The sequence below is a fragment of the Rhodococcus sp. ARC_M12 genome, from assembly GCF_022810385.1.
Classification (GTDB): Bacteria; Actinomycetota; Actinomycetes; order Mycobacteriales; family Mycobacteriaceae; genus Rhodococcoides; species Rhodococcoides navarretei.
Map to the genome: position 1 here is coordinate 54020 of NZ_JALGQI010000006.1, position 22448 is coordinate 76467.

The 22448-nt window shown below is 64.1% G+C and carries 25 protein-coding genes; 15 read left to right on the forward strand and 10 right to left on the reverse strand.

Annotation, left to right across the window (positions count from 1 at the left end; genetic code table 11):
• The first annotated feature begins 108 nt into the window (after window positions 1–108).
• Window positions 109–5970, forward strand: coding sequence for a non-ribosomal peptide synthetase (locus MTX35_RS09345; protein ID WP_243594719.1), 5862 nt, complete (start codon window positions 109–111; stop codon window positions 5968–5970).
• Between the two features lie 67 nt (window positions 5971–6037).
• On the opposite strand, the gene MTX35_RS09350 is transcribed toward MTX35_RS09345, so the two are convergent.
• From MTX35_RS09350 to MTX35_RS09380, 7 genes are all read right to left on the reverse strand, one after another.
• Window positions 6038–6973: a triacylglycerol lipase gene (locus tag MTX35_RS09350; protein ID WP_243594720.1), complete on the reverse strand. Its 936-nt coding sequence runs from the start codon at window positions 6971–6973 to the stop codon at window positions 6038–6040.
• A 227-nt stretch (window positions 6974–7200) separates the two neighbouring features.
• The gene (locus tag MTX35_RS09355; protein WP_243594721.1) at window positions 7201–8055 is read right to left on the reverse strand and encodes an ABC transporter permease; all 855 of its coding nucleotides are present in this window, start codon (window positions 8053–8055) and stop codon (window positions 7201–7203) included.
• Between the two features lie 10 nt (window positions 8056–8065).
• On the reverse strand, window positions 8066–8923 hold the full coding sequence (locus MTX35_RS09360; protein WP_243594722.1) for an ABC transporter permease: 858 nt from the start codon (window positions 8921–8923) through the stop codon (window positions 8066–8068).
• Window positions 8920–9891, reverse strand: coding sequence for an ATP-binding cassette domain-containing protein (locus tag MTX35_RS09365; protein WP_243594723.1), 972 nt, complete (start codon window positions 9889–9891; stop codon window positions 8920–8922). The genes MTX35_RS09360 and MTX35_RS09365 overlap by 4 nt, the downstream gene beginning before the upstream one ends.
• Window positions 9892–10010: 119 nt before the next feature.
• Window positions 10011–10964 carry a diiron oxygenase gene (locus MTX35_RS09370; protein ID WP_243594877.1) on the reverse strand — a complete coding sequence of 318 codons (954 nt, stop codon included), beginning with the start codon at window positions 10962–10964 and terminating at the stop codon, window positions 10011–10013.
• Window positions 10965–11014: 50 nt separating this feature from the next.
• Window positions 11015–11920, reverse strand: a complete 906-nt coding sequence (locus tag MTX35_RS09375) for a prephenate dehydrogenase dimerization domain-containing protein (RefSeq protein ID WP_243594724.1) — start codon at window positions 11918–11920, stop codon at window positions 11015–11017.
• 12 nt (window positions 11921–11932) lie between these two features.
• Window positions 11933–12427 carry a hotdog fold domain-containing protein gene (locus MTX35_RS09380; RefSeq protein WP_243594725.1) on the reverse strand — a complete coding sequence of 165 codons (495 nt, stop codon included), beginning with the start codon at window positions 12425–12427 and terminating at the stop codon, window positions 11933–11935.
• A gap of 489 nt (window positions 12428–12916) precedes the next feature.
• On the opposite strand from MTX35_RS09380, the gene rpsJ reads away from it, so the two are divergent.
• The 12 genes from rpsJ to MTX35_RS09440 all read left to right on the forward strand — a co-directional run bounded on the left by rpsJ (window position 12917) and on the right by MTX35_RS09440 (window position 18681).
• The gene (gene rpsJ, locus MTX35_RS09385) at window positions 12917–13222 is read left to right on the forward strand and encodes a 30S ribosomal protein S10 (RefSeq protein ID WP_003938093.1); all 306 of its coding nucleotides are present in this window, start codon (window positions 12917–12919) and stop codon (window positions 13220–13222) included.
• 14 nt (window positions 13223–13236) lie between these two features.
• Window positions 13237–13902 carry a 50S ribosomal protein L3 gene (gene rplC, locus MTX35_RS09390; protein WP_027496309.1) on the forward strand — a complete coding sequence of 222 codons (666 nt, stop codon included), beginning with the start codon at window positions 13237–13239 and terminating at the stop codon, window positions 13900–13902.
• Window positions 13899–14576 (forward strand): 50S ribosomal protein L4, encoded by a 678-nt coding sequence (gene rplD, locus MTX35_RS09395; RefSeq protein WP_008718317.1) that lies wholly within the window; start codon window positions 13899–13901, stop codon window positions 14574–14576. The genes rplC and rplD overlap by 4 nt, the downstream gene beginning before the upstream one ends.
• Window positions 14573–14878, forward strand: coding sequence for a 50S ribosomal protein L23 (gene rplW / locus MTX35_RS09400; protein ID WP_027496310.1), 306 nt, complete (start codon window positions 14573–14575; stop codon window positions 14876–14878). Before rplD ends, rplW begins: the two co-directional genes overlap by 4 nt.
• Before the next feature lie 39 nt (window positions 14879–14917).
• Window positions 14918–15754, forward strand: coding sequence for a 50S ribosomal protein L2 (gene rplB, locus MTX35_RS09405; protein ID WP_008718311.1), 837 nt, complete (start codon window positions 14918–14920; stop codon window positions 15752–15754).
• Between the two features lie 13 nt (window positions 15755–15767).
• Window positions 15768–16049: a 30S ribosomal protein S19 gene (gene rpsS, locus MTX35_RS09410; protein WP_008718309.1), complete on the forward strand. Its 282-nt coding sequence runs from the start codon at window positions 15768–15770 to the stop codon at window positions 16047–16049.
• Window positions 16046–16468 (forward strand): 50S ribosomal protein L22, encoded by a 423-nt coding sequence (rplV, locus tag MTX35_RS09415; RefSeq protein ID WP_037188319.1) that lies wholly within the window; start codon window positions 16046–16048, stop codon window positions 16466–16468. Before rpsS ends, rplV begins: the two co-directional genes overlap by 4 nt.
• A complete protein-coding gene (rpsC, locus tag MTX35_RS09420) occupies window positions 16468–17277 on the forward strand; it encodes a 30S ribosomal protein S3 (protein ID WP_027496312.1) in 810 nt (269 codons plus the stop codon). Before rplV ends, rpsC begins: the two co-directional genes overlap by 1 nt.
• A 3-nt stretch (window positions 17278–17280) precedes the next feature.
• Window positions 17281–17697 carry a 50S ribosomal protein L16 gene (rplP, locus tag MTX35_RS09425; RefSeq protein ID WP_027496313.1) on the forward strand — a complete coding sequence of 139 codons (417 nt, stop codon included), beginning with the start codon at window positions 17281–17283 and terminating at the stop codon, window positions 17695–17697.
• A complete protein-coding gene (gene rpmC / locus MTX35_RS09430; RefSeq protein ID WP_027496314.1) occupies window positions 17697–17942 on the forward strand; it encodes a 50S ribosomal protein L29 in 246 nt (81 codons plus the stop codon). Before rplP ends, rpmC begins: the two co-directional genes overlap by 1 nt.
• Window positions 17939–18217, forward strand: a complete 279-nt coding sequence (rpsQ, locus tag MTX35_RS09435; RefSeq protein ID WP_032397542.1) for a 30S ribosomal protein S17 — start codon at window positions 17939–17941, stop codon at window positions 18215–18217. The genes rpmC and rpsQ overlap by 4 nt, the downstream gene beginning before the upstream one ends.
• Window positions 18218–18300: 83 nt before the next feature.
• Window positions 18301–18681: a glycosyltransferase family A protein gene (locus MTX35_RS09440; RefSeq protein ID WP_243594726.1), complete on the forward strand. Its 381-nt coding sequence runs from the start codon at window positions 18301–18303 to the stop codon at window positions 18679–18681.
• A 102-nt stretch (window positions 18682–18783) separates the two neighbouring features.
• On the opposite strand, the gene MTX35_RS09445 is transcribed toward MTX35_RS09440, so the two are convergent.
• A complete protein-coding gene (locus MTX35_RS09445) occupies window positions 18784–20097 on the reverse strand; it encodes an AIM24 family protein (protein ID WP_243594727.1) in 1314 nt (437 codons plus the stop codon).
• Window positions 20098–20388: 291 nt separating this feature from the next.
• On the opposite strand from MTX35_RS09445, the gene MTX35_RS09450 reads away from it, so the two are divergent.
• Both MTX35_RS09450 and MTX35_RS09455 read left to right on the forward strand, forming a co-directional pair.
• Window positions 20389–21003 (forward strand): PRC-barrel domain-containing protein, encoded by a 615-nt coding sequence (locus MTX35_RS09450; RefSeq protein WP_243594728.1) that lies wholly within the window; start codon window positions 20389–20391, stop codon window positions 21001–21003.
• The gene (locus MTX35_RS09455; RefSeq protein WP_243594729.1) at window positions 21003–21446 is read left to right on the forward strand and encodes a PRC-barrel domain-containing protein; all 444 of its coding nucleotides are present in this window, start codon (window positions 21003–21005) and stop codon (window positions 21444–21446) included. Before MTX35_RS09450 ends, MTX35_RS09455 begins: the two co-directional genes overlap by 1 nt.
• A 9-nt stretch (window positions 21447–21455) precedes the next feature.
• On the opposite strand, the gene MTX35_RS09460 is transcribed toward MTX35_RS09455, so the two are convergent.
• Together MTX35_RS09460 and MTX35_RS09465 are read right to left on the reverse strand one after the other, a co-directional pair.
• Window positions 21456–21794, reverse strand: coding sequence for a hypothetical protein (locus tag MTX35_RS09460; RefSeq protein WP_374230266.1), 339 nt, complete (start codon window positions 21792–21794; stop codon window positions 21456–21458).
• Between the two features lie 138 nt (window positions 21795–21932).
• Window positions 21933–22436, reverse strand: a complete 504-nt coding sequence (locus MTX35_RS09465) for a mechanosensitive ion channel domain-containing protein (protein ID WP_243594879.1) — start codon at window positions 22434–22436, stop codon at window positions 21933–21935.
• Between the last annotated feature and the right edge of the window lie 12 nt (window positions 22437–22448).

The window sequence follows — 22448 nt, forward strand, 5'->3', positions numbered from 1 at the left end:
AACTGCAACGCCGACCACTGCGTGAACGATTCGACTGTGAGGGGTGACCGGTGGTCACCCCCACAGTCGACGGTGCGGCGCAACACTGGTGAGGAGTCATTGCTTAAGATGAGTGCGGATGGATCGACCGGCACACCGTCCGAGTCCGGCGGTCGAGTGGGCGGCAGACCGACCCGCCCCCGACCTACCCGATCTCGGCCGACGCGTACTCGGCCCGCCCGTACCGTTTCGCTGTCGACGCTGCTGGCGGCGGCGGTGGAGAAGAACCCGGATGGCATCGCGGCCGAATTCGGGGACAGGTCGGTGACGTATCGGGAGATCGATTCCCGATCGTCTCGGCTGGCCCGTCTGTTGCTCTCTCGCGGGGTCGGGCCAGGAGACTTCGTGGCGCTGGCGCTGACTCGATCGATCGAATCGGTCATGGCGGTGTGGGCGGTGGCCAAGACCGGAGCCGCATTCGTGCCGATCGACCCCAACTACCCGGCTGCGCGCATCGAACACATGGCCGCCGACTCGGGTGTCCGTATGGGTGTCACGGCAGCGCAGTTCGAGGCCGCCATGCCGAGTGCGGTGTCGTGGATCGCGCTCGATGCATCGGACACCCAGAAAGAACTGAGTCGGCTCTCGGACAGTTCGGTCGTCGCGGAAGACAGACGCGCACCGATCCGCACGACCGACCTCGCATACGTCATCTACACCTCGGGCTCGACGGGGCTGCCGAAGGGCGTTGCCGTCTCCCAGGCGGGCCTGGCACCACTGGCTGCCACACAGGTCGAGACCTACGGTCTGGACTCCGATTCTCGCACACTGCATTTCGCGTCCCCCAGCTTCGATGCCTCCGTTCTCGAACTGCTGATGGCAGTCGGAGCCGGTTCGACCATGGTCATCATCGAACCGGGTGTCTACGGTGGTGCCGATCTGGGCGAGGTGCTACGACGCCACCGCGTCACTCATGCGTTCATCACCCCGGCGGCGCTGGCGTCGCTCGACCCGGCCGATGTACCCGAACTGCGAGTGCTGGCAGTCGGCGGTGAGGCCTTCTCGTCGGAACTCATGTCGAAATGGGCCACCGGCCGCAGGTTCCACAACGTCTACGGGCCCACCGAAGCGTCCATGGTGTGCAACATCTCGCAACCGCTGAACGCAGGCGAGGCAGTGCTGCTCGGGCCGTCCACCAGGGAGATGGGTTATCACGTTCTCGACGACCGGCTCCGCCAGGTCCCTGCTGGTGTCCCGGGCGAGCTGTATCTCACCGGGGCGGGCCTGGCCCGTGGCTACCATCGTCGATTCGGGCTGACGGCAGCACGCTTCGTCGCGAACCCGTACGCAGGGGAGGGTGACTCGAATCAGGCCCGGCTGTACCGAACCGGTGACCTCGTGCGGTGGCGGGACGGGGCGTCCGGACGCGTGATCGAATACATGGGCCGCAACGACTTTCAGGTCCAAATTCGGGGGTTCCGGATCGAGCTGGGCGAGATCGACGCGGTTCTGGCCGCACTCGACGGTGTGGAGTTCGCAGCGACGCTCGGCTACCGGAGCGCCACGGGAGCAACGGTTCTCGCGGCGTACGTGCTGCCGGCGACAGGGGTCGAACTCGACGTCGACCAACTGCTCGCCGCGGCCGGACGCAGCCTGCCTGCACACATGGTGCCGTCGGTGGTCACCGTGATCGGTTCTATACCGCTGACTCCCACCGGCAAGCTCGATCGAGATGCGTTGCCGGAGCCGGTGTTCGAGGTCGCGGAGTTCCGCGCTCCGTCGACCGGCGTGGAGCAGGCGGTAGCCGACATCTTCGTCGAGTTGCTCGGGGTCGAACGGGTCGGTCTGGACGACGACTTCTTCGCGCTCGGCGGCAATTCGTTGATCGCCACCAAACTCGCGGCTCGGCTGGGTGCGGCCCTGAACGTGCACGTACCGGCGCGTTCGGTGTTCGAGTCGTCCACTGTGGAAGCGCTGGCGAACACCGTCGCCTCGGCAGACGCTCCGGTTCGGGCCCAGCTCGATGCTTCGAGGGAGCGGCCGCAACACATTCCACTGTCGTCCGCTCAGCAACGCATGTGGTTCCTGAACCGACTCGACACCGCCTCGGCGCTCAACAACGTGCCGGTCGCGTTGCTGCTGCGCGGTCCACTCGACGTCGATGCGCTGCAGGCCGCCGTATTCGATGTGGTGGGCCGTCACGAATCGCTGCGCACCGTCTACCCCGAGATCGACGGCAGTGGATATCAGCAGGTGCTCGACCGGGCCGATGCGCAGGTCGACATGGCCGTGGTGCCCGTCGCCCGCGAGAGCGCTCTCGACAGCGTCACGACGTTCTTCACCATGGGCTTCGACGTCACGGTCGAGATTCCGTTCCGCGTCCGGCTGTTCGAGATCACCGACCCCGCCGGTTCTGCGCCGGAGTACGTACTCGCCTTCGTGGCACACCACATCTCGGCCGACGGTCTGTCGATGGCTCCGCTGTCTCGCGACGTCATGACGGCATACCTTGCGCGACGCACGGGTTCGGTACCGCAGTGGACGCCGCTGCCGGTGCAGTACGTCGACTACACGCTGTGGCAACTCGACATGCTGGGTTCCGAATCGGACCCGAAGTCCGTCGCCAGCAATCAGATTCGTTACTGGCAGCACGCGCTCGACGCCCTACCCGAGCAGCTGGAGCTTCCCTCCGACCGGCCGCGACCGCGGGTCGCGTCGGGTCGAGGAGCGGTGGTGCCGTTCGGAATCGACCCCGAGCTGCATGCCCGGGTGCTCGAGTGCGCCCGCACGAGCGAGGCGACCCCGTTCATGGTTGTGCACGCCGCGCTGGCCGTGCTGCTGGCGACACTGTCGGGTACGGCCGACATTGCCGTTGGAGCGCCGGTGGGTGGCCGCGGTGACGCGCGGCTCGACGATCTGGTGGGCATGTTCGTCAACACCGTGGTGCTCCGAACCGTCGTCGACTCCGGTGCCTCGTTCACCGAGGTTCTCGACACGGTGCGCACGGCCGACCTCGAGGCCTTCGACAACGTCGACGTTCCCTTCGAGCGTCTGGTCGAGGTACTCGATCCTGTGCGGTCGCAGGGACGACACCCATTGGTCCAGGTTGCACTCTTCTTCCAGAACTTCTCCCAAGGTTCGTTCGAGCTGCCCGATCTCAGCGTCGAGGCGTTCGGTTCCGGCGCGGCATCGGCGAAGTTCGACCTGCAGGTGACGTTCACCGAGCTGGGCGGGGACGCAGGTCTGGTCGGAGAGTTGATGTACGCGACGGATCTGTTCGACGAGTCGACCATGACATCGTTCGCGCGGCGGCTGGTGACCGTTCTCGACACGGTGACCGCGCGACCCGACCTCGCGGTCGGTGATATCGATGTACTCGATTCCGGTGAGCGTGATCGGCTGGTGTCGGTGGTCAACGACACTCGGGTTTCCGCGGCCGCTACGGGTGAGGTGCTGTTGGACGGTTTCGACCGAGTGGTGGCCGATTCGCCGGATGCGGTGGCGTTGGTGTTCGGTGACCGCTCGTTGACGTATCGGGAGTTCTCGGACCGGGTGGATACGACTGCGCAGCTGTTGCATGAGCACGGTGCCGGGCCCGGTGTGTTGGTGGGGCTCGCGATGCGTCGTTCCGTCGAGTTGGTGGTCGGGATGTATGCCGTGCTTCGGTCCGGTGCGGCGTATGTGCCGGTGGATCCGGATCAGCCGGCCGAGCGCAACGACTACATTCTCGACACGGCGTCGCCGGTTGTCGTTCTGTCGACGGCGCGGGACGAATTCGATACGGGCACAGCGATTCCGGTCGTCGACATCACCGATCCGCCGGAGCCGTCCGGGTCGGTGGTGTTTCCGCGCGCCTCCGGGGACGACCTGGCGTACGTGTTGTTCACGTCGGGGTCGACCGGTCGTCCCAAGGGTGTGGCGGTGGAACACCGCGCCATCGTCAATCAGCTGGCCTGGATGGCGAACGAGTACGGACTCGACGCGTCGGATGTGTATCTGCAGAAGACGGCGACGACGTTCGATGTCTCGTTGTGGGGGTTCTTCCTGCCGCTGCGTACCGGTGGTCGGCTGATCGTTGCGGCTCCCGGAGCGCAACGCGATGTGGAAGCCGTTGCTGCCGATATCTCGCGGTACGGTGTGACCGTCACGGACTTCGTGCCGTCCATGTTGACGGTGTTTGCCGAATCGGTTGCTGCGCAGTCAATTTCTTCGCTTCGGCATATTTTCGTGATCGGTGAGGCGTTGCCCGCGCGGACCGTGGTTGCATGCCGGGCCGTGTCGAATGCTCGGGTGCACAATTTGTACGGTCCGACCGAGGCCGCGGTGAGTGTCACCTACCGCGATGTGTCCGAGGACGCCACGGTCGACGGTTCGGTGTCTGTCGGTGTGCCGGAGTGGAATACCTCTGTGTACGTTCTGGATTCGCGATTGCATCCGGTTCCTGTCGGTGTGCCGGGTGAGCTCTATCTGTCCGGGGTGCAGTTGGCTCGCGGTTACGTTGCGCGGCCGGATCTGTCGTCGGAGCGTTTCGTTGCCGATCCGTTCGGTGATGCGGGAGCGCGGATGTATCGCACCGGTGATCTGGTGCGATGGTCGATGGATGCCGGTCGACTCGAATACATCGGTAGAACCGATTTCCAGGTCAAGTTCCGTGGGCAGCGGATCGAGTTGGGGGAGATCGAGACGGCGTTGACCGCGTTGTCGTCGGTGAGTCAGGCCGTTGTGATGGTGGCGCAGTTGTCGGTGGGGGAGTCGTTGGCGGCGTACGTGGTGCCTGCGGTAGGGGCAGATGTCGACGTCGAGACGGTGCGGTCGGAGTTGGGGTCGGCGGTGCCGTCGTACATGGTGCCGTCGGCGTTCGTGGTTCTGGACACGCTCCCGCTCAATGCGGCGGGAAAGCTGGACCGTCGGGCGCTGCCGGCCCCGGAATTCGAGACCCGCGAGTTCAAAGCACCACAGACAGCGGTCGAGGAAACGGTCGCCGCAGTGTTCGCCGAGGTGCTGGGTGTCGAGCGGGTGGGGCTCGACGACGACTTCTTCGCGCTCGGCGGCAACTCGTTGCTGGCGGTGAAGCTGGTATCCGAGATCCGTGCAGCTGTGGGCGGGGGGCCGATACCGTTGAACTGGTTGTTCGTCGATGCGTCGGTGGCCTCGCTCGCCGAGCGGGTCACGGCAGCGACAGCGTCGCCGGGCGAGGGGACCGAATCCAGCGGGCTCGAGACACTCATTCCCCTCCGGATCGGTGGTTCCTCTTCACCGCTGTTCTGCATCCATCCCATCGTTGGTCTGTCCTGGGCCTTCGGCGGACTGTCGGCGTACCTCGGCGACGACCGTCCGATCTATGGGTTGCAGTCTCCTGCCCTCTCCGGAGCCGAACCCCTACCGGAATCGATCGAGCAGTGGGCAGCCCTGTTCGTGGACAGGATTCGCACCGTGCAGCCGTCCGGCCCGTACCACCTGCTCGGCTGGTCGATGGGCGGATCGATCGCTCACGCCATGGCTGTGCAACTGCAGCGTGACGGCGAGTCGGTAGCGACACTGGCCATGATGGATTCGTTCGTCGCGGGCAGGACCGACCACCTCGTGGACCGTCCCGTGTCGGCCGGTGAGATGCTCGGCGGCCTGGGTCTCGGTGCAGCCTCCGATATCGAGATCGGCGAGCTCACGATCGATTCTGCGGCGGAACTGTTGGCGTCGATGCCTGCACCGTTCGATGCGATATCTCGCGAACGGGTCGCCGGGATGCTCGACGGGATCGCCCGCTCGGCCGTGCTGATGGAAGCGTATGTACCCCAGCTGTTTCTCGGGCGGTCGGTTCTCTTCGCGTCGGTCGTCGACGATCCGACAGGAAGCGTGGCGGCGTCGACGTGGGCCGGGTCGGTCAGCGAGGGCGTCACGGTCGTCCCGGTGCATTCCACGCACTGGCAGATGGCCTCGCAGTCTGCGCTCGCGGAGATCGGACCCGTGTTGCAGTCCGAGTTGGACCGGTAGCCGTAGAAGACGACTGGGGCCTCACGACGTGACGTCGTGAGGCCCCAGTCGAACTATTGGGTCGAACTCAGCAGGGTGCCGGTGTCGAGGCAGCGAAGTCGGGATCGAGTGCCGATTGGACCATGTACAGCGGGGCCGGATCGGTGACGAGGCCGATGTGCGAGGTCGTTGCGGCCGGGCATACGTCCTGAACCCACACGTTGTGCACCACCGACGGGTCGCCGGACCGGAGGAAGGTGTTTCCGGGCGGCGTCGATACCGTGTCGTTGCGGGTGGCGATGACGGTGTACTCGACTCCTGGTTGAACGTCTCCGCCATCGTTAAGACTCGTCAACGTCGTAGAGCCGACCAACTGCTGTGCACCGGCCATGTTGTAGATCAACGGGGTGAGCGCGTCACCGGGGAGACCGAGGGAGGTGATCAACTCGGTGAGCTGCTGCAAACCGCCGAACGTGGTGCCGTGGTTGGTCGCGCCGAGGGTGACCAGAGTGTGTACCTTGTTTCGGGCCGGATCCTGTGGATCTGTACCGCCGTCGAACTTCATGTACTGGCGCGAAGATGTGCCACCCTGTGAATGGCCGACGAGATCGACCTGTTCGGCACCGGTGGCCGCAAGTACTTCGTCGACGAACCGGCCGATCTGACGTCCCGACTCGGCAATGTCGCCCGAACCCCACACGGTCGTGTTCGGATCGAACAGAAGCGAGACGCCGCCGTAGTTGGGGGCGAAGACGCAGTACCCCTCACTCTTCAACTGCGGAGCGAGCGACTTCCACGTCGACGCGTCCATCTTGGTTCCGTGCACGAGTACGACCGGACGGGGATGGGCCGCACTGGGAACGCACCCGAAGTCGTTGGCCCCCTCCAGTACGGGAGTGGTCGACACCGACGTACCGGCGGGGGAGGGCGCAGCGGTCGCCGTTCCGGCCCCGGTCAGGCACAGGGCACCGGCTACGGCAGCGGCAACCGCCGCGGGCAGCACTCGGGTAAGCGTCTTCGACATGGCCTCGATCTCGTGTGAAGGCGTGGAACGGGACCGCCGGTTCCGGCTGGTCCGTGCTGTCGACCGTAACATCGGTCATCCATTCGTTACACGCACGTGGGTCAAGAGTGCACTCCGGCCGAGCCGAGGAGCCAGTGGGTGTGTCGGACATCACCGGGGAAATTCCAGGCCTCGAACGGTCTTGCCGAGGGAACCGTGCACTGGGCCGAGCTGCACACGCACGGGGATCAGCCGCTGGACGATGCCTTCTTGTAACCGCGGATGGCCGGGATCAGAAACACAACGGCCATTCCCAGTGACCACGCAAGTGTTTGCAACACCGGTGTCAGGACCGGACCACCCATTGCCAGGTTTCGCATTGCATTGACCGCGACTGACATCGGCTGGGCCCCGACGACCGGTTGAAGCCACGGCGGATACGCGAGCACGGGTACGAAGCCGGCGTTGAAGAACATGAGCAGCGTCGCGAAGATCGACACGACCTCGACCAGGGGTGCATCACCGGCGACAGTGGCCAGGAATGTGATCATCACCGCGAACCCGATACCGAATACGACGGGCAACAAGATCAACAAAATGCCGGCTGGAACTCCCTGGGTGAACCTGAACCCCAGTGCCACACCGGCGCAGGTGATGACGATGGTGGTGACGAGCACCCGGACGGCTTCGGCGATCATCCTGCCCAGCAGACCGGCGGCCCGGTGCGTGGGTGTCGTCCAGAACCGTGACAGCAAACCCGATTTACGTTCGCCCTTGAGACCGACAGCGCTGACGATCGATCCGAACATGGCTCCGACCAGGGCGATCATCGGCACCTGACCGTAGATCGCCGGCGATCCGGTGGCTGCGGAAATCGAGTTGCCGAGCACGACGCGGAACATGACCAACATCAGCGCGGGGTACAGCAACGCTTGGATCATCGTCGACGGATCGCGCATCCATCGCATCAACAGGCGCTTGGCCTGGATCAGACTGTGGGTCCAGAGCGCACGGATCGACCCTTCTCGGAGGGCCATATTGGGCTCGGGAAAGGTCAAGTTGGAAACGCGCGCGGTGTTCACCGACGCTTCTGACATCGTCATCTCGGCCTCGTCATTCCGGCCTGGAGCTCGCCCAGATGGCGAGCGGTACGAAGAACAGAATCAAGCCGGCCACCCACGCGAGCGACGGCCACAACACTTGAAAGCTGACTCCGCCTTCGGCCATGTCGCGCATCGCGAAGGAGAACTGCGAAATCGGTTGATTGCGTACGAACGGTCGGATGAGTTCTGGGAAACCAGTTTCCGGAACGAACCCGCACGAGGCCATACCGAGAATGAGCTGGGGGAGGGTCAGTACCTGGCTGGTTGCTTCGGGACTCTTGGACAGCGTCCCGATCGCATCGGCACCGATCGACAACGTGGTGCTGATCAGCATGGCGAGTGCACAGAACAACAGGGCCTGACCGAATCCTGCAGTGAAGCGAAAACCGATGACATAACCGAAACCGAGGGCGGATACGAGGGACACCAGCGAGCGGACGACTCCGCTCGAGATTCGTGACACCAGTGGGACACCGCGTACGACGGGCATCGTCTTCAAACGAGAATTCAGTCCACTCATAGCCTCCGTCGATGCCCTCTGCGCGGCGGAGATAGCGGTGAACGCCATGGCCTGGAGCACGATGATCGGCATCAGGAACTGCGCGTAGTTGATGCCCTGCAGGCCCATCACGAATTTCAACGGCAGGTAGAAGCCGATGGTGAAGATCAGCGGGGCGATGACCGCGATCAGCAACTCGCCCTTGGTCAGCATGGTCCAGAGGGCACGGCCGGTGAGGGCCTGCCACTGCACGAAGCCCGACGGTCTCGTTCTCGATCGCCGTTTCGGCTGCTGAGTCGTCGACCCGGCACCGGTGCGCTCCACGACCCGTGCCTGCGTCTTGGGGACGCCTCGCGTAGTGGCCGTCACGAGCTCGAACTCGTCTGTGAGTGGCCGGTCAGGGTGAGAAACACGTCGTCGAGCGACGGGCGCCGCAGCGCGATGTCGGCCAACACGATGCCCTGTGCGTCGATACGCCGCAGGATCTCCGACAGAGTCGCAGCGCCGTCGGGTGCGGGCACGGACAGTCGGTCGGAGGCCGCGGTGATCTCGGCGTGCACCGCAGGTGGGACCATGTCGCCCAATGCTTCGGCGGCCGCGCGCAGCTGCCCGGGATCGAGAGGAACCACCTCGCAGTAGCTGCCACCGGTCATGGCCTTGAGCTGATCCGACGTGCCCTCGGCGATCACGGTGCCCTTGTCGATGACGATGATGTTGTCGCTGAGGACGTCGGCCTCTTCGAGATACTGCGTCGTCAACAGCACGGTGATTCCCTGGGCCTTGAGTGCCTCGACCAACGACCACACACCCTGCCTGCTGCGGGGATCGAGGCCGGTGGTCGGCTCGTCCAGGAATACGACTTCCGGCCTCACGACCAGACCGCAGGCGATGTCGATGCGTCGGCGCATGCCGCCCGAGTACCCACGTACGGGCCGTTTGCCGGTATCGGACAGGTCGAACTCGTCGAGCAGTGCTTTGGCGCGGGCCTTGGCTGCCTTCTTGTCCAGGCCCATCAGGCGGCCGAAGAGTTCGATGTTCTCGCGACCGGACAGGGTGTCGTCGAGCGCTGCGTACTGCCCGGTCATCATGATCGAGCGCCGCACTGCCGGGGCATCGGCAGCCACGTCGTGGCCGGCGACGAAGGCTCTGCCGCTGTCCGGTGCGATCAGGGTCGAGAGCACCTTGACGGTGGTGGTCTTGCCTGCACCGTTGGGGCCGAGAATGCCCAGTACGGTCCCTCGCTCGGCGGAGAAGCTGATGCCGCGCAGCGCATGCACATCACCGAAGGACTTGTGAACGTCCTCCACGTGTACGGCTGCGTGTTGAGCTGACGACATCGAATCTCCGAGCTGTTGGGACGGATGGTGGGACCGGACCCATGGGTCGAGGGCCACTGGTTGATACCGGAATTCCCCGGAAATGTTACCTGCGGGTCAGGGCCGGGTGACCTCGGCTGTCAACCCCAGTCGATATCGATGCTGTCCTCGACGTCGAGTTTTCGGCACAGCGACCGCAACCCGCTGTAGTCCTGAACGAGTGCACGGCGGCTCTTGTCCTGCTCGACGTCCGCGAGCATCGCGTCGGCACCGCGCACGCCCTCGAGTTCGAGAATGCGCCCCCAGGTGGAGAAGTCGCTGCTCGAGAACGCATCCATGCCATCGACCAGACCGTCCAGGAACTTCTGGCGGTCGTCCGCTCCGAGTCGGTCGAAGACGATCGCGGCCATGTCGTCGGCAATCGACGCATGGCAGTACTCGTCGCGGTTGTGCAGCTTGACGGTCGCCCGATTGATGGGCTGGATGACGTCGTCGTCCTCGATCAGGTCCAGGTAGGACGTGATCGAGATCTCGGCGACCGTCATGAAGGCGAGCGAGCTGATCGCAGCCGACCAGGCGTCATCGCTGTTCGCCTGTGCCGTGCGCTGCCGGCGAACGGTGGAGCTGAAGGGCAGGGACCGCTCGGAGAGGGCCCAGCCTCGCCCGCGGCGGGTCGCTGCGCTCGCATTGAGGTGCATCAGCGTGTGGTACTGCTCGTCGACCATCGCCTGGGTCACCGCGACGGCAAGGGTGTCGCCCATGCCGGTCTCGAAGACGTCCTGGGCCAGAAGTGCGAACCCGGGGTGGACGACGTGCTGCTCGACGTCCATCACATTCTTGTTGAATGCGATCCAGCCCCACGCGCGCAATCGATCCTGCTGCTCGGGGGTCGCGCCGGTGAAAGTGTCGTGTTCGCCGAAGGGGATGAGGGCGTCGGGAAAATCCTGCTTGGCCGTATCGAACAGATCGTCCAGCTCGGGTTCGGGCTTCTTCACCGTTGCGCGTTGCGCCCAGTTCTTCGCCAACCGTGCGACGACCGCACTCTCCACGACATCGTCGGAGTCGAACTCCGGCAACGACGGCTGTTCCAACATCGTGTGCCTCGCCTCCTCGTGAACCGAACCTGCGTCCGGACGATCCGTGGTCATCGATTACCACCGGTGCCTCGAACGATACCGAACATCTCTGCACACACGGCTCGATACCGATCGGCGCTCCCGCCCAGCGCGGACTCCGCTTGCGTGAGGAGTCGAGCGAACTCGGCCTCGGACCCCGAGTCGACCGTCTCGCTCACCGTCTGCGTCGCACGATGCAGGGCGGATCTGGCCTCGGCGGCGTGAGGGTTGCCGGCCTGGACATCCCAGTAGACCTCGGGTTCCCCGCCGGTGATGCGAGAGAGCACGGCGAGCATCGTCGTGTGCGGGGGAGGCGCGACGGCGTCTATGTCGACGAACGGGAGGTTCAGTTCGGCCAGCGCCAGGCCGAACGCCAGGACGCTGGCATGCGTCAGAGCCTGCGTCGCTGCGGCGAGGCGATCGTGGCGTTCGGCGTCGAGAACGACCACTCGGCCACCCCATCGCGAGATGCTTTCCAGGAAGGCGTCAACCGGTGGTCCCTGGCGATGCACGACGGCGGCCACCGGGCGTCCGGTCATCCCCAGCGAGGGGGCGAACATGGGATTGATCCCCACGATGGAGCCGAGTCGATCGGTCTCGTCCAGGTGGCGGGCGAAGCCGGACTTGACCGACAAGGTTTCCACCAGCACGGCGTCCGGGCGCACAGCGGACAGGTCGGCTGCCAGCGCCACCGATTCCGGCACCGCCAGAATCACCGTGGCTGCTGCCGCGAGCACCGAGGCGAGCTGGTCGTCGGGATCGATGATGTTGCCGACCGTGATGGGCGACGTGGCGTCGGGACGGGCCTGTATGTCCACGATCGTGACGGGGATGCCGTCGCCGCGCAGCAGGTCGGCCATCAGACGACCGACAGCTCCCGCCCCGCCGACCACCACTGCCGAGTTGTCGTGCTCCGATCCCGTCACCGTGTTCATCGGTCGAGTATGTCAACGGGACGCAGCGGACACCCAGATCGTGATGTCTGCGTGCACCACCTCGATGCCTGCGGTGTCGCGGATCGCGACGGGCACGACGATGTCGATTCCATCGGTGATAGTCCCGAAATCGGGGATCTCGTCGAGTTCGGCGACGGCGCGCAGCGAAGTGGTGGCCTTCGTCAGGTACTGAACGTTCATGGACTTCGGAATCCATCGGTGCGAGGTCGGTACGGTCGCTTCGGCGAGCATGCCCATGGCGACCTCGGCGAGATTGCAGGCAGCGATGGCGTGGAACGTGCCGAGGTGGTTTCGAATACCGAACCATTTCGGCGCGGTGACCTCGCAGCGGCCCGGCTCGAGTGCGACGACGCGGGGCAGCACCGATGCGAAGTAGGGAACCCGCAGGCACATGCCGACCGAGAAGAGGGTGGAGCCGACGGTGTTGTTGGGTAGCTTCGACCAGGCGCGATAGGTCGCTCCGGTCGTGTGCTCGACAGTGGTCATTGCGCTACCTTACTGCTCGGTAAGATCGGTCGGGGTCCATAGTCGGAGCCCGAGTTGATCTGTTGCCCGGTCTGCGGCATACTGGTCGGGTTGCCTGGACACGGGACGCGCTTGCGTGCGGCCTGAACCAGGTGAGTCGATCGAAGGGTCGACTGAGCAGAACATGAGACCAGCGCTCCACGTGAGCGCGTCCGGACCACCAGCTCGATGGTGCGGGTTTCGTTTTCCTCGGATGGTTGAAGCGAAAGTTTCAGCGCAGAAGAATGAGCGGAATCGCGACACGCCCGACCGCGTGGACCGGAGAACCATGACAGATGAAGAGCGGCAACGGATACAGGTCACGCCTGGTCGTCAACGTTTTTCACTGTCGTGTGTGCACGAAGGCAGTTCGAGTCGGAGGGATTCCCCCGGCTCGGGGACTGTGCAGACGAGGTGGAGCAGGCCGAACGGCCCGTTCTACGACCAAGCGGCAAGAAAAGGACACTAAGCGTGGCGGGACAAAAGATCCGCATCAGGCTCAAGGCCTACGACCATGAGGCGATCGACGCGTCAGCGCGCAAGATCGTCGAAACGGTCACCCGTACGGGTGCCCGCGTCGTCGGACCGGTGCCGTTGCCGACAGAGAAGAACGTGTACTGCGTCATCCGTTCGCCGCACAAGTACAAGGACTCGCGCGAACACTTCGAGATGCGTACTCACAAGCGGCTCATTGACATCCTCGACCCGACACCGAAGACGGTGGACGCGCTCATGCGCATCGACCTCCCGGCCAGTGTCGACGTCAACATCCAGTGAGCGCGGAGACAACGATGACTGATAACAAGAACCGGCCTGCGACAGGAATTCTGGGCACCAAGCTCGGAATGACCCAGGTCTTCGACGAGAACAACCGCGTCGTTCCGGTGACCGTGATCAAGGCAGGCCCCAACGTGGTCACCCAGATCCGCACCCAGGAACGTGACGGCTACAGCGCCGTCCAGGTCGCATTCGGTGCGATCGACCCGCGCAAGGTGAACAAGCCCACCACCGGCCAGTTCGAGAAGGCAGGTGTCACCCCGCGTCGCCACATCGTGGAGATCCGCGTTGCCGACGCCTCGCAGTTCGAGGTCGGCCAGGAGCTCACCGCTGCAGTGTTCGAGGACGGCGCATACGTCGACGTCACCGGCACCAGTAAGGGCAAGGGCTTCGCCGGAACCATGAAGCGTCACGGCTTCAAGGGCCAGGGAGCGAGCCACGGCGCACAGGCCGTGCACCGTCGCCCCGGATCCATCGGTGGCTGCGCAACACCCGGTCGCGTGTTCAAGGGAATGCGCATGTCCGGACGTATGGGTGGCGACCGCGTCACGACGCAGAACCTCTCGGTCCACAAGGTGGACAGCGAGAACGGTCTGCTGCTGATCAAGGGAGCGATCCCGGGCCGTCGCGGCAACGTCGTGATCGTCAAGTCTGCATTGAAGGGTGGTGCACGGGCATGACCAGCCTCGAGAAGAACACCGAGACCAAGCTGACGCTCGATGTCAAGGAAGCCGGCGGCAAGACCAACGGCACCGTCGATCTCCCCGCGGAGATCTTCGACGCACCGGCGAACATCGCGCTGCTGCACCAGGTCGTCATCGCACAGCTTGCAGCTGCTCGTCAGGGAACCCACTCCACGAAGACTCGTGGCGAGGTTCGCGGCGGTGGCAAGAAGCCGTACCGGCAGAAGGGCACCGGCCGCGCCCGCCAGGGCTCGACCCGCGCTCCGCAGTTCGTCGGCGGTGGCACGGTCCACGGACCGCAGCCGCGCGACTACAGCCAGCGGACTCCCAAGAAGATGAAGGCCGCTGCACTGCGCGGAGCCCTCTCCGACCGGGCCCGCAGCGAGCGTCTGCACGTCATCACCGAACTGGTTGCCGGACAGGTTCCGTCCACCAAGGGTGCCAAGACGTTCCTCGCCGAGATCTCGGACCGCAAGAAGGTCCTGCTCGTCGTCGGCCGCGAGGACATCGCAGCCTGGAAGAGCGTTCAGAACCTGGACGGCGTGCACCCCATTGCACCCGACCAGCTCAACACCTACGACGTGCTCAACGCCGATGATGTCGTTTTCAGCGTGGAAGCGCTGAACACCTTCATCGCTGGGCCTGCAAAGAACGAGGAGGCAAGCAAGTGACCACGATCGCCGATCCCCGCGACATCTTGCTGGCACCGGTCATCTCCGAGAAGTCCTACGGGCTGATCGAAGAAGGCACGTACACGTTCCTGGTGCACCCGGACTCGAACAAGACGCAGATCAAGATTGCCGTCGAGAAAATCTTCGACGTCACCGTGACCAGCGTCAACACGATGAACCGTCAGGGCAAGCGTAAGCGGACCCGGTTCGGTTACGGCAAGCGCAAGGACACCAAGCGCGCGCTCGTAACGCTCTCCGCCGACAGCAAGCCCATCGAGATCTTCGGAGGTCCGGTCGCGTAAGCGACTGGGACTCTTCGGATATAGAGGACGAGAAGACTCATGGCAATCCGTAAATACAAGCCGACAACCCCGGGCCGTCGTGGCTCCAGCGTTTCCGATTTCGCTGAGATCACGCGTTCGACCCCCGAGAAGTCGCTGATCCGCCCGCTGCACGGTCGCGGTGGACGTAACGCACACGGTCGTATCACCACCCGGCACAAGGGTGGCGGTCACAAGCGCGCGTACCGTCTCATCGATTTCCGTCGCAACGACAAGGACGGCGTGCCGGCCAAGGTCGCTCACATCGAGTACGACCCCAACCGCACCGCGAACATCGCACTGCTGCACTTCGCAGACGGCGAGAAGCGTTACATCGTCGCACCCAAGGGCATCGCCCAGGGATCGCCGATCGAGCAGGGTGCCAATGCCGACATCAAGCCCGGCAACAACCTGCCCCTGCGCAACATCCCGACGGGTACGACCATTCACGCGGTCGAGCTCCGTCCGGGTGGTGGCGCGAAGATGGCCCGCTCCGCCGGAGCGAGCATTCAGCTCCTCGGCAAGGAAGGCCCCTACGCCACGCTGCGTATGCCGTCCGGTGAAATCCGTCGCGTCGACGTGCGCTGCCGCGCAACCGTCGGCGAGGTCGGCAACGCCGAGCAGTCGAACATCAACTGGGGCAAGGCCGGCCGCATGCGCTGGAAGGGCAAGCGCCCGACCGTTCGTGGTGTCGTGATGAACCCGGTCGACCACCCGCACGGTGGCGGCGAGGGCAAGACCTCCGGTGGACGCCACCCGGTCAGCCCCTGGGGACAGCCGGAAGGCCGTACCCGCAAGAACAAGGCGAGCGACAAGCTCATCGTCCGTCGTCGTCGTACCGGCAAGAACAAGCGCTAGGAGGGAGTTCAGAATGCCACGCAGCCTGAAGAAAGGCCCGTTCGTAGACGATCACCTCCTCGCGAAGGTTGACGTCCAGAACGACAAGGGAACCAAGCAGGTCATCAAGACCTGGTCCCGTCGATCGACAATCCTGCCCGACTTCATCGGTCACACTTTCGCCGTCCACGACGGTCGTAAGCACGTACCGGTGTTCGTGTCCGACTCCATGGTCGGCCACAAGCTCGGGGAATTTGCACCGACCCGCACGTTCAAGGGTCACATCAAGGACGACCGGAAGGCGAAGAGGCGATGACCAACTTCACCCCCACCGCCAATCCGACTGCCAAGGCCGTAGCGAAGCACGTTCGCGTCACGCCGATGAAGGCACGTCGCGTCGTGGATCTGGTTCGTGGGCGCTCCGTCGAGGACGCGCTCAACATCCTCAAGTTCGCGCCGCAGGCAGCGAGCGAGCCGGTCGCCAAGGTGATCGCCTCCGCAGCAGCCAACGCCGAGAACAACCTGGATCTCGATCCCAGCACGCTGATCGTCGCCACTGCATTCGTCGACGAGGGTGCAACCCTCAAGCGATTCCAGCCGCGCGCTCAGGGCCGGGCATTCCGGATCCGCAAGCGCACCAGCCACATCACGGTGATCGTCGAAAGCCTGCCCAAGACCGGCGGAACGTCTCGCAACCGTCGTAAGGGCCAGGCGTCCAAGGAAGGGGCTCAGTAGTGGGTCAGAAAATCAACCCGCACGGCTTCCGCTTGGGTATCACCACTGACTGGAAGTCGCGCTGGTACGCAGACAAGCAGTACTCGGAGTACGTCAAGGAAGACGTCGAGATCCGCAAGCTTCTTGCCACCGGCATGGAGCGCGCGGGCATCGCGAAGGTCGAGATCGAGCGCACCCGTGACCGTGTCCGCGTGGACATCCACACGGCACGTCCGGGCATCGTCATCGGACGTCGTGGCGCCGAGGCCGACCGCATCCGCGGAGCTCTCGAGAAGCTGACCGGCAAGCAGGTTCAGCTCAACATCCTTGAGGTCAAGAACGCCGAGTCCGAGGCTCAGCTCGTGGCCCAGGGTGTTGCCGAGCAGCTCAGCAACCGCGTCGCATTCCGTCGCGCAATGCGTAAGGCCATCCAATCGGCCATGCGTCAGCCGAACGTCAAGGGCATTCGTGTTCAGTGCTCCGGCCGTCTCGGTGGCGCTGAAATGTCTCGCTCGGAGTTCTACCGCGAGGGACGCGTTCCCCTGCACACGCTCCGTGCCGACATCGACTACGGACTGTACGAGGCCAAGACCACCTTCGGCCGCATCGGCGTGAAGGTCTGGATCTACAAGGGCGACATCGTCGGCGGACGGCGTGAACTCGCTGCCGCTGCGGCCCCGGCCGCCGGTGCAGACCGTCCCCGTCGTGAGCGTCCCACTCGTCCGCGTCGCAGCGGTGCCTCGGGCACCACAGCGACCAGCACCGAGGCCGGCCGCGCGGCATCCGCAACCGAGGCTCCGGCCTCGACCGAGCCCACTCAGGAGGGCTGACGCATGTTGATCCCCCGCCGGGTCAAGCACCGCAAGCAGCACCACCCGAAGCGTTCGGGTGCCGCCAAGGGCGGAACTCAGGTGACATTCGGTGACTACGGCATCCAGGCTCTCGAGCCCGCCTACATCACCAACCGTCAGATCGAGTCCGCTCGTATCGCGATCACTCGCCACATCAAGCGTGGCGGCAAGGTCTGGATCAACATCTTCCCGGACCGCCCCCTCACCAAGAAGCCTGCCGAGACCCGCATGGGTTCCGGTAAGGGTTCGCCCGAGTGGTGGATCGCGAACGTCAAGCCGGGTCGCGTGCTCTTCGAGCTGTCGTACCCCGACGAGACCATCGCGCGTGAGGCACTGACTCGCGCCATCCACAAGCTGCCCATCAAGGCACGCATCATCACCAGGGAGGAGCAGTTCTGATGGCTACCGGAACCCCAGCCGCAGAGCTCCGCGAGCTCACCGGTGAAGAGCTGGTCACCAAGCTGCGTGAGTCGAAGGAAGAGCTGTTCAACCTTCGTTTCCAGATGGCTACCGGCCAGTTGGACAACAACCGTCGACTGCGCACCGTCCGTCACGAGATCGCGCGCATCTACACCGTCCTGCGCGAGCGTGAGCTCGGCTTGGCATCTGGTCCTTCCGAGGACACTGCAGGTGACGCGGCATGAGCGAGGAAAAGACTGTGACTGAAGAGCGCAACAACCGAAAGGTTCGGATCGGCTACGTCGTATCCGACAAGATGGAGAAGACGATCGTGGTCGAGCTCGAGGACAGGGTCAAGCACCCCCTCTACAGCAAGATCATCCGTCGTACCACCAAGGTCAAGGCACATGACGAGAAGGGCGACGCCGGCGTAGGCGATCGCGTTCAGCTCATGGAGACCCGCCCGCTGTCCGCCACGAAGCATTGGCGACTGGTCGAGGTTCTCGAAAAGGCCAAGTAAGCATCTGATGCTCGAAAGACCCACCCCCGGCGACGAGGGTGGGTCTTTTCGTCGTGTCTTCCATCTCCTGTCAGGTGTCGTCGGTGCCCGACTCGTCCACGCGTTTCCCCCGTCGAGTGCCTGCGTCGGTCACGGTGATCGTGCCTGTTCGCAACGGCGCGCACACGATCGGCGCACAGCTCGATGCGCTGCAAGAACAGTCGTACGCGGGCCGATTCGACATTCTTGTATCGGACAACGGGTCGTCCGACGACCTGGCCGGTCTACTCGCACGCAGGCAGGGCCAGGGACGAGTGCCGGTGGGTTATGTTCTGGCCGATGAGCTACCGGGTGCTTCGCACGCACGCAACGTGGGTGCCCGACATGCCACGGAGAATTCATCGCCTACTGCGACGCGGGCGATGTTGTGCGAGAACACTGGTTGCACCACCTGGTTATGGCCGCAGGGTATGCAGACCTCGTGAGCGGGTCTCTGGATACTTCGATGATCAACTCGCCGAAGGACCACATGCGGCGTCCGTTTCAAGGCTCGATCCGCCGTCGGACGCTGTTCGTGTAGCCGCACGTCACCTACCCAACAAGCCGCCGAGCGCCCCGCCGACGCCGGCCTGCTCTCCGCCCCCGGTGCCACCCACCAGCCCACCCGGAGGTTGCTCCGAGGGTTGAACCACGACGAATCCCTGGCCCGAGAACTCCAGCGTGAATCGCTCACCGGTGGATCGACCGATCAGTGTCCCGAGGCCGAACGAATCGTTCTTCTTCACTCGTGTCTGCAAGGAGGACGACCATGCGACGGCCGCCTGCGGGTCGGCGAACGTCGGTTGATCGACGTTCAGCACCACCGGAACACCGTCGGTGGTGATGGCAATGCGGCCCCGGCCGGTGAACACGCAGTTGAAGAAGCCCGCATTGCCGCCGGCCGCTGCACCCTGCACCCGTTTGATGTCGTAGCTCAGTGTGGATTCGAAGGCCAGCACGTTGGCACCGTTGATGGTCAGACCGTCCGAGCCGTCCAGGTCGATCAGATGAACGTCCTGGGCGGCGTTGGCGAGAAAGAGATCCCCCTGGCCGGTGACCTTCATCAGCGGAACACCCTCGCCGGACAAAGCCTGTTTCAGAGCCCGGCCGATGCCTCCGGAGCCCTTGGCCTCGAACTGCAGATTGCCTTGATAGGCGACCATCGAACCGGCTCGAGCCATGATGTCGCCGTTCATCCCGATTCGACACATCTTGCTGCCCTGCTTCTGGATACCCGAGCCGGGAACCTCGGCGTGGGCGGGCGCGAACAGTTCGCTTCTCATGGCCAGAACTCCTTGTCGAGCTGGTGAATTCACGGTGGAATCGGTTATGGGTGAGGACGGCTCGGCGGGCGCAGGTGGCTCGTCCGTTTCGACGCTGATGCCGAATGCGTTGGCCAACCCCGCCAGGCCATCTGCATAACCCTGGCCGACGGCGCGGATCTTCCACTGATCGCCGCGCCGGTAGACCTCGATGCACACGAGCGCAGACTCGTCACCGATGCCGTCTGCCGAGTACGAGACCTGAGGTGCCGACGCGTCGGACACGGCAACAGATACCGGTCCGGCTGCTGCGAACGTCGTCGGCCCGGTGCCATCGAGGGAAGCAGCGATGACGACGGTCTCGATGTCGGCTGGAATCGCCGACGGATCCACCCGAACGAGATGGCCGGACGACGCGCGTCGGTATTCGACGCCTGCACCCTCGGGCTGATTCCAGAAGACCATATCGGCGTCGGACCGCACGCGGCCGTTGGAGGCCAGCAGTAGAGCCGACACGTCGACGTGCGTCGAACTACTCAGTTCGACCGTCAGTGGACCGGTTGGTGCAGGGCAGTTCTCCCCGCGTGCGAGGACTTTCACAGGCACCAGTGTGCCAGGCACATCTGGTGTACGAGAATCTGCCGAGACGCCGGTGTCGCGTTTGAAGGTGTGCGTCAAGGGGTAGTACAGGGAGCCGAGCGGGTGATCCTTGAGCTCATTCACTTCTTGTCGAGAAAGGGTGCTCGATATGCAGTGGTGGGGTTGGGTCATTGTGGCCCTCGTGTTGATTGTGGCGATCGTCGGAGCAGTACTGCTGGTGCAGGCCCGGCGTCGGTCCGGAGGCGTGATCATCACCGCGCCGCGCAACGAAACGCCTACGAAAAAAGAACCATGAGCGAAAAACTGATGCGGTCGAGCGAGATCGCCAAAAGGCCCGTAGTCACCTTCGAAGGCGAGGACGTCGCGCAGGTCAAGGACATCGTGTACGCCCCGGACGGCGGGGCCGTAGCAGGCTTCACCCTCGCAGGCCGAGGCCTTTTCTCCGGCCCGAAGAAAGAGGTCATGCCGTGGCGATCGGTGGCTGCCCTCGGACCGGACGCGGTGATGATTCTCAGCGAGGACGCTCTGACCCCCGCCGATCAGATGTTCGCCGCAGCCGAGGACGACGGTGAGAATTCCGAGCCTGCACCAGAGCGTCGTGGGGACATTCTGGGTTCTACTGTTCTGACGGATACGGGAACCGATCTGGGCACTGTCGTCGACGTGATCATCGAGGTGAGCGGACGGAACGGCGGGCAGTGCGACGTCGTCGGCTACGAGATCAAGTCCTCCGAGTCGATGAAGAACAAGGGAGCAACCGTGCTCATCCCGCTGCCGGACACACTTGCGGCCTCGGGCGAGCACCTCATGGTTCCGGCCAGTGCCACCGATTTCGTACGTGACGACCTCGCAGGTTTCGGCGCGGCCGTGGACGCCTTCCGCGCACAGCTGAAGGGAACTCGCTGATGTTGTTCTCAGAGTCCGTCGGTCGCAAGGTAGTGAGCACCTCCACCGCCGACACCGTCGGTGCTGTCGGGGAATTCCTTGTCGATCCGCGAAGTCGCACCGTAGCCGGTCTACATATCAAGAAAAGCAAAACCGGTGACGCGCTTATGTGGTCCGGTATTTCCTCGTTCGGTTCGGACGCAGTGACAGTCGAGTCGGCGGACTCCATCGTCGATATCGGAACCGAGGACTCACTGTCCGGTCTGCACGGCAAAGCTCACCGCGTGATCGGTAAACGCGCGCTCAGTACTGCTGGGGTCGATCTCGGCACGGTGGACGACGTGGACTTCGATCCGGAGACAGGCGCTGTCACGTCGGTGATCGTGGACACCGTATCCATCGAGGGACGCACCCTCACCGGAGTCGGGTCGTATGCCGTCGTCCTCGATCATCGGGACCGCTGAATTCACACGTCACTGGTGTGCGTCGGGGTCCCGACGAGCATCGACTATTTTGAGATCGGGAATCCCCACGATCGCGTTGGTGGCTGACGCTATACCTATTCCAGCTTCGTCCAGACCGGCGAGAATGTCGCGGGTCATGAGGTCCTTGATCGCTCTGACGCCGCGGTGCGGCACGAGGAACCGTAGCGACAGTTCGACCCAGTTGTCGGTGATCCGCCAGTAGACCGACGGGTTCAACGATGTGGGAGCCAAGGCATAGCGCCTCCGCATGGACTCGAAAGCGCCGTTGGCGCTCGGGTCGTCCACCACCGCGTGGTCGCGTGCAGCACGGAGGAGGATCTGCTCCACCAACTGTCGGTCGTCGGTGTAGGCGATGGGCAGAACGATCTCTTCCCATAGATATGGGAATTCACGGGTGTAGTTGTAGACCGGATCGGTGAAGATGACACCGTTGGTGACGGTGACCAGGCGTCCGGTGTACTGGCGCTAGTTGACCCATATTGCCGGATCGGAGTCCGACACAGCCGGCGGTTGGCCCATCTCCATGATCGTGGTCTTGAGAAAACCGAGACGGACGACGTCACCGCGCACACCGCCCAGAGTGATCCTGTCGCCGATTCCGAAGGTGTCACCTCGCAGGATCACGAAGTAGGCGGCCAGCGAGGTGATCACCTGCTGCAGAGCGAAAGCCAGACCTGCACTGATCAATCCGACGCCGGTGGTGATATCGGTATTCGGGGTCACCCAAATCGAGACCAGGCCCAGCACGAGAACTACGGCGACGATCACCTGCAGGCCCTGGCGCGCCCAGAATCGCCGCGAATCACCGACCTCGCCCCCGAGGGATCGGCGCGTGAGTGCCAACACCAGCCGGCGCAGAGCGAGCACGATGGTGACGAAGACGGCAGTGACCACCAGCTTCACGCCGGTCGTGGTGCTGACTCCCACGAGGGTGACCCCGAATAGTTCGACGGACTGTGCCGTATACATGACGCTCACGAA

Excerpts from the sequence above, each read along its gene's own strand:
- MTX35_RS09450 (WP_243594728.1), top strand. The coding sequence starts at position 20,389 with ATGAGCGAAAAACTGATGCGGTCGAGCGAGATCGCCAAAAGGCCCGTA.
- rplV (WP_037188319.1), top strand. The coding sequence starts at position 16,046 with ATGACCAACTTCACCCCCACCGCCAATCCGACTGCCAAGGCCGTAGCG.
- rplC (WP_027496309.1), top strand. The coding sequence starts at position 13,237 with ATGACTGATAACAAGAACCGGCCTGCGACAGGAATTCTGGGCACCAAG.
- MTX35_RS09350 (WP_243594720.1), bottom strand. The coding sequence starts at position 6,973 with ATGTCGAAGACGCTTACCCGAGTGCTGCCCGCGGCGGTTGCCGCTGCC.
- MTX35_RS09355 (WP_243594721.1), bottom strand. The coding sequence starts at position 8,055 with ATGACGATGTCAGAAGCGTCGGTGAACACCGCGCGCGTTTCCAACTTG.
- rpmC (WP_027496314.1), top strand. The coding sequence starts at position 17,697 with ATGGCTACCGGAACCCCAGCCGCAGAGCTCCGCGAGCTCACCGGTGAA.
- MTX35_RS09465 (WP_243594879.1), bottom strand. The coding sequence starts at position 22,436 with ATGTATACGGCACAGTCCGTCGAACTATTCGGGGTCACCCTCGTGGGA.
- MTX35_RS09380 (WP_243594725.1), bottom strand. The coding sequence starts at position 12,427 with ATGACCACTGTCGAGCACACGACCGGAGCGACCTATCGCGCCTGGTCG.
- rplD (WP_008718317.1), top strand. The coding sequence starts at position 13,899 with ATGACCAGCCTCGAGAAGAACACCGAGACCAAGCTGACGCTCGATGTC.
- MTX35_RS09370 (WP_243594877.1), bottom strand. The coding sequence starts at position 10,964 with ATGTTGGAACAGCCGTCGTTGCCGGAGTTCGACTCCGACGATGTCGTG.
- rpsQ (WP_032397542.1), top strand. The coding sequence starts at position 17,939 with ATGAGCGAGGAAAAGACTGTGACTGAAGAGCGCAACAACCGAAAGGTT.
- rplB (WP_008718311.1), top strand. The coding sequence starts at position 14,918 with ATGGCAATCCGTAAATACAAGCCGACAACCCCGGGCCGTCGTGGCTCC.
- rpsS (WP_008718309.1), top strand. The coding sequence starts at position 15,768 with ATGCCACGCAGCCTGAAGAAAGGCCCGTTCGTAGACGATCACCTCCTC.
- MTX35_RS09455 (WP_243594729.1), top strand. The coding sequence starts at position 21,003 with ATGTTGTTCTCAGAGTCCGTCGGTCGCAAGGTAGTGAGCACCTCCACC.
- MTX35_RS09375 (WP_243594724.1), bottom strand. The coding sequence starts at position 11,920 with ATGAACACGGTGACGGGATCGGAGCACGACAACTCGGCAGTGGTGGTC.
- rplP (WP_027496313.1), top strand. The coding sequence starts at position 17,281 with ATGTTGATCCCCCGCCGGGTCAAGCACCGCAAGCAGCACCACCCGAAG.
- MTX35_RS09345 (WP_243594719.1), top strand. The coding sequence starts at position 109 with ATGAGTGCGGATGGATCGACCGGCACACCGTCCGAGTCCGGCGGTCGA.
- MTX35_RS09365 (WP_243594723.1), bottom strand. The coding sequence starts at position 9,891 with ATGTCGTCAGCTCAACACGCAGCCGTACACGTGGAGGACGTTCACAAG.